Origin of the sequence: Gemmatimonas sp. (assembly GCF_036405635.1) — a bacterium.
GTDB lineage: Bacteria > Gemmatimonadota > Gemmatimonadetes > Gemmatimonadales > Gemmatimonadaceae > Gemmatimonas.
The window spans coordinates 1-2,365 of sequence record NZ_DASWXE010000045.1 but is presented as its reverse complement, the minus strand read 5'-3'; the positions used below and the strand labels follow the sequence as shown (position 1 = coordinate 2,365).

Below are 2,365 nucleotides of genomic sequence, written 5' to 3'. Positions count from 1 at the left end.
TCACCAGCCCCCGCCCTTCATGCCGTCCTCCGCCTCCACTTCCCTCTACTACCGCGTCGACGGCCCCCCCTCCGCCGCGCCGCTGATGCTCCTGCACGGCGGCCCCGGCGCGCACCACGACTACCTGTATCCGCAGATGCTCGCCCTGGCCGAGAACCATCGCGTATACACGTACGACCAGCGCGGAGGCGGACAATCCAAGACTGACGACCCCACCCCCATCACCTGGGAAACACAGGTCGCCGACCTTGGCGCACTCATCGGTGAGTTCGGACTCGTCCCACCCACACTGATCGGCTACTCCTGGGGCGCGATGCTGGCCATGCTGTACGCCATCCGCTGCACGCAGGACGCCTCCCTGCCCGCCCCCGCGCGCATGGTGCTCATCTCCCCTGCGCCCATCACGCGTGCCTGGCGCAACCAGTTTGAAGAGGCGCTCGCCGCACGCGGGCGCGGCGAAATCATCCAGGGCATGCGTGCCGAACTCAACGCATCGGGGCTGCGCGAGCGCGATCCCGAGGCTTATCGGCAGCGCAGTTTCGAGCTCAGCGTTGCCGGATATTTCCGCGATCCCGCGAAGGCGACGGCGTTGACGCCGTTTCGCGTGACAGGCAAAGTCCAACAGTCCATCTGGAACAGTCTCGGCGACTTCGACCTGCGCGATGCGCTTTGTGCCGTGGACTGCCCCGTGCTCGTCGTTCACGGCAATGCGGATCCCATTCCACTTGAATCGGCAGCAGCGGCCGCCGAGTGTCTGGGTGCGCAGTTCGTGGTGCTCGACGCGTGTGGACATGTCCCGTACGTCGAACAGCCGGAAGCCCTGTTTGCGGCGCTGCAGACATTCCTGGCCGAAACAGCGACACGATAGACGATTCGTATTACGCTCGTATCACGCTGGTCGGAGCTCTTGCAATGGCGTCACGCAGCACCGTCATCCAGACCCCACTGGGCACCTTCTCGGTCGACGACCGCGAGGTCCGTGTCACCCTGCACACCTCCCACGATGGCATCGAGTTCGTGGGACGGCTGTTCTTTGCCGAAAGTGACTGGACCAACAACGGCATCCCAGACCGCGGTGTATTTCCCGGGCGGACGACCGACGACGTACTGGCGCTCGCCCGCGATCTCCAACCGGATGAACTGACGCAGCGGTATCGCCGCGCCAACGCCGAGAAACGCAAGTACCATGGCCTGCGCCAGATCACGCTCGAACTGCTCGCCAAGGTGCGCTACCAGAACCGGGTGGGTGTGGGCATGCGCAATGGCCTGCTCGATCCCGTCGCCGGTCAGCATGAGCTGGACCTCACTGAGGGAGAGATGGTGAATCTCATCCGGCAGATGAAGTTCCAGGCGGGCGTCGAAAGCTGACGCCTGCGGCGGTCCCGGGATGACTGCCCGACTGCATACGGCAGATCACACGCAGCACACCTGACGCGCCGCAATCTCCGCCGTGGTCACCGCCGGAAGCGCCCCGCGCCCGCTAGATTGCGTGTATGCACAGCCGCACCGCCGCCCACGTTCTCACCAGCATTGCCACCCTGCTGGAATTGCACGATGCCGACAAGGCACGCGTGCGGAACATGCAGGCGGCCGCGCGCACCGTCGGGGCGTTTGCCGACACACCACTCGCCGATGCGCTCGGCACACTGCCCGACGCCACGGCCATCTCCGGCGAACCGCTGGACGATGAAGCCCACGCCGTCCTGCGCGACCTCGTTGCGTCCAACAGCTCCGAGTTGCTCGAGCGGTTGCAGGAGGAAACGCCGGAAGGGCTGCTCGAAATGCTGCGCATCCCCGGTCTCGGTCCCGCGCGCATTCGGGCCATTCACGACGGTCTCGATATCGACTCCGTGATGGAGCTCGAGGAAGTCGCGCGCAACGGTCGCCTGGCCGCGCTGCCGCGTTTCGGCGAGCGCACCGCGGAACGCATCCTCAAGGGCATCGCCGATCTGCGCGCCACGGGCGCCGCCGTGTTGTGGCAACATGGACGGGCCGAAGCCGCGCGCATCGCCGAAGCCCTGCGGGCTCACCCAGACGTGCTGCGACTCGAGATCGCCGGATCCATCCGGCGGCGCATGGAAGTTGTGCGGGACATCGACCTCGTGGCCGCCGTGCGTGGCAGCCCCAGTGTCGTGGCCACCACGCTCTCACAGCTGCGCGGCGTGCGCGAAGTGCTCGGCGGCGGCGGGCGCACCATCTCGCTCCGCTTCGAGGACGGTGCCCATGTGGATCTGCACTGCGTGCGCCCGGAACAGTTCGTGCTCGCCTGGTGGCGCGCGACCGGTAGTACGGCCCATGTGAAAGAGATCACCGACCTCGCCACGCAGCGCGGTTTCGCCCTGGCCGGCGACGAGCTGCGCGATAG

At 66.6% G+C, this 2,365-nt stretch carries 3 protein-coding genes; all 3 read left to right on the top strand.

Annotation, left to right across the window (positions count from 1 at the left end):
• Window positions 1–868: alpha/beta hydrolase (locus VGE27_RS03240; protein ID WP_331048196.1), on the top strand; the 868-nt coding region annotated here is incomplete at its 5' end.
• Window positions 869–912: 44 nt separating this feature from the next.
• Complete coding sequence (locus tag VGE27_RS03235) at window positions 913–1,368, top strand: hypothetical protein (RefSeq protein ID WP_331048195.1); 456 nt, start codon at window positions 913–915, stop codon at window positions 1,366–1,368.
• Window positions 1,369–1,493: 125 nt separating this feature from the next.
• Window positions 1,494–2,365: helix-hairpin-helix domain-containing protein (locus VGE27_RS03230; RefSeq protein WP_331048194.1), on the top strand; the 872-nt coding region annotated here is incomplete at its 3' end.

Excerpts from the sequence above, each read along its gene's own strand:
- VGE27_RS03235 (WP_331048195.1), top strand. The coding sequence starts at position 913 with ATGGCGTCACGCAGCACCGTCATCCAGACCCCACTGGGCACCTTCTCG.